The organism is Stenotrophomonas sp. P5_A8, from assembly GCF_056400545.1.
The window spans coordinates 1-2,660 of sequence record NZ_JBFULB010000435.1; the positions used below are offsets into that span (position 1 = coordinate 1).

The 2,660-nt window shown below is 67.6% G+C and carries 2 protein-coding genes and 2 pseudogenes; 2 read left to right on the forward strand and 2 right to left on the reverse strand.

The genetic code is table 11. The features are described from left to right. Nucleotides 1-590 (forward strand): annotated as a pseudogene (locus tag AC1DQP_RS19220) (glutamate--tRNA ligase); the annotation flags it as partial. A 16-nt stretch (nt 591-606) separates the two neighbouring features. Then, a complete protein-coding gene (locus AC1DQP_RS19225) occupies nt 607-1,092 on the forward strand; it encodes a transcriptional repressor (protein ID WP_312237445.1) in 486 nt (161 codons plus the stop codon). A gap of 131 nt (nt 1,093-1,223) precedes the next feature. Here the strand turns inward: AC1DQP_RS19225 and AC1DQP_RS19230 are convergent, their stop codons facing one another. Continuing rightward, nucleotides 1,224-2,387 (reverse strand): HlyD family secretion protein, encoded by a 1,164-nt coding sequence (locus tag AC1DQP_RS19230; protein WP_478052272.1) that lies wholly within the window; start codon nt 2,385-2,387, stop codon nt 1,224-1,226. An 8-nt stretch (nt 2,388-2,395) separates the two neighbouring features. After that, nucleotides 2,396-2,660: pseudogene (locus AC1DQP_RS19235) on the reverse strand (MFS transporter); the annotation flags it as partial.

Genomic DNA, 2,660 nt, shown 5'->3' on the forward strand with positions numbered 1-2,660 from the left:
GCGACCAGGAGCTGTTCAGCCGCCAGGAACTGATCGATCTGTTCGACGTGACCCACTGCAATTCCAAGGCCGCGCGCCTGGACATGGCCAAGCTGGGCTGGGTCAACCAGCACTTCCTGAAGACCGAGCAGCCGGCCGACATCGCCCCGCACCTGGTCTACCAGCTGAACAAGCTGGGCCTGGATCTGGCCGCCGGCCCGGCCCCGGCCGACGTCGTGGTGGCGCTGCGTGACCGCGTGCAGACCCTGAAGGAAATGGCCGAGAAGGCGGTGGTCTGGTACCAGCCGCTGACCGACTACGACGAGGCGGCGGTGGCCAAGCACTTCAAGCCGGGCGCGGAACTGGCGCTGGGCAAGGCCCGCGAGCTGTTGGCTGCAGCCGGGGAGTGGACGGTGGAGAGCGTGTCGGTGGCCCTGCACGATGTCGCAACGGCACTGGAGATCGGCATGGGCAAGGTCGCCCAGCCGCTGCGCGTGGCCATCACCGGTACCCAGGTGAGCCCGGATATCTCCCAGACCGTGTTCCTGGCCGGCCGTGAAGAGGCCTTGAAACGCATCGACGTCGCACTCACTAAAGTACCGACGGCCTGACCACAGGAGACCGCGCATGTCCGCAAAGACCGCTTGTACCGCTCCGCACCATCACGTTCACGATGCCTCCGACTTCGTGAAGGTGGTCGAACGCGTGTGCGCCGAGCGCGGGCTGCGCCTCACTCCCATCCGCGCCAACGTGTTGCGGCTGATCGCCGAGGCCGGCAAGCCGGTCAAGGCGTACGAGCTGCTGGAATGGGTGCGCAGTGGCAAGGGCGTCGGCGCCGATGCGCCGCCGACCGTGTACCGCGCGCTGGATTTCCTGATGGCCAATGGTTTCGTGCACAAGCTGGAATCGGTGAACGCCTTCGTGGCCTGCCACCACCCCAGCAGCGCGCAGCATTCGGTCCCGTTCCTGATCTGCAACAGCTGCCACAGCGCGGTGGAACTGGAAGACAAGGAGATCGTCAGCCAGCTGGAGAAACGCGCCAAGGAGCTGGGGTTCCAGCCGCAGGCGCAGACGCTGGAAGTGCACGGCCTGTGCGCGCGCTGCGCCGGCTGAGCCCGCTGCAGCGCACCTGATCCGATACACCGGTAGTGCCAACCCATGGTTGGCAGCCCGTAGACCGGCACCTGTCCAGATCCACCGCGAATACGGGCAGCACGCAAAGAGCAGCCATGCATGGCATGGCTCTACCGGGCCGCCGTATCCACCTTCACCACCACCGACATGCCCGGGCGCAGCCGCTTGGCCAGCGGCTGGTCCGGGTCGATGGAAATGCGGATCGGCAGGCGCTGCACGACTTTGGTGAAGTTGCCGCTGGCGTTGTCCGGGCGCAGTACGCTGAACTCCGAGCCGGTGGCCGGGGCGATCTGCTCGATGTGCCCGTGCAGCTTTTCACCGTCGAAAGCATCCACCTTGAACGAGGCGGGCTGGCCGATGCGCATTTTCCAGGTCTGCCCTTCCTTGAAGTTGGCCACCACCCACAGCGTATCCGGCACCAGGAACAGCAGCTGCGAGCCGGCCGTGACGTACTGGCCCAGGCGCACCGAGGCTTCGCTGATCTGGCCGTCGCGCGGGGCATGGATGACCGTGTTGGCCAGGTCGATCCGGGTCAGTTCCAGCTGTGCCTGCGCGGTTTCCACGCGCGCTTCCAGGCTCTTGCGTGCCACCTGGGTGGAGGTCAGCGTTTCCTCGGCGATGCGGATCTGCGCCTGCGACTGCAGCACTGCCGCCTGTGCCGACTGGGCCCCGGTACGCAGCTTGTCGCGGTCGCTGAGCGCCACCAGTTGCTGCGCGGCGAGGGCTTCATAGCGCTTGAGCTCGGTGCGCGACCGCGCCAGCTCCGATTGGCCGGCGACAAGGTTGGCCTGCGCGGCACCGATCTGCGCGCGGTTCTGCGCCTGGGCCTGGTCGGAGTTGGCCAGTGCGGCCTTGGCACTGTCCAGGTCGGCCTGGGCCTGCGCCACTTTTTCCTTGTAGATGCGGTCATCGACGCGCACCAGCGGGTCGCCCTGTTTGACGTGCTGGAAATCCTTGACCAGCACCTCGGTGACATAGCCATTGACCTGCGGCGCCAGCACGGTGATCTGGCCGCGCACGTAGGCGTTGTCGGTACTCACCCGGGTGCTGTCGAACGGCCACAACGACCACGCGCGCAGGATCAGCGCGATGCCCAGCAGCGCGATCACGATCATGATCACCACGCTGCGGGTGCTCGGCTTGAGGTACTTGGGCGCGCTCGGCGGCGGCACCGCTCCCGGCGCGGCCGCGTTGCTGGCGGGGGCGGCATCGGTCGGCGGGGCCGGGTTGACGTTCTCGGGTGCGCTGTCGTCGCGGGGTGGGAGCGTGGGCATGGGGGGACTCATCGGGGCGGTGCGGGCAACGGCGCCGCGACTGAAGGGGAAGAGGGGGCGGGGTGGCGCTTGCGCCACTGCTTGAGGACGGCGGTACGCACCGACAGCAGCAGCAACCAGCCCAGGAAGCCCAGCGCGACCGTGCCGCTGAGCCGGAACACATCATTGAAGGCGCGCACGTTGGCTTCGCGGCGGGCGGTCAGCGCCAACTGCGCCGTGCCCTGCGCACTGCGCTGCACCGGGTCGGTGATCAACCCGGCGTAGAGCTGCTGT

Excerpts from the sequence above, each read along its gene's own strand:
- AC1DQP_RS19225 (WP_312237445.1), top strand. The coding sequence starts at position 607 with ATGTCCGCAAAGACCGCTTGTACCGCTCCGCACCATCACGTTCACGAT.
- AC1DQP_RS19230 (WP_478052272.1), bottom strand. The coding sequence starts at position 2,387 with ATGCCCACGCTCCCACCCCGCGACGACAGCGCACCCGAGAACGTCAAC.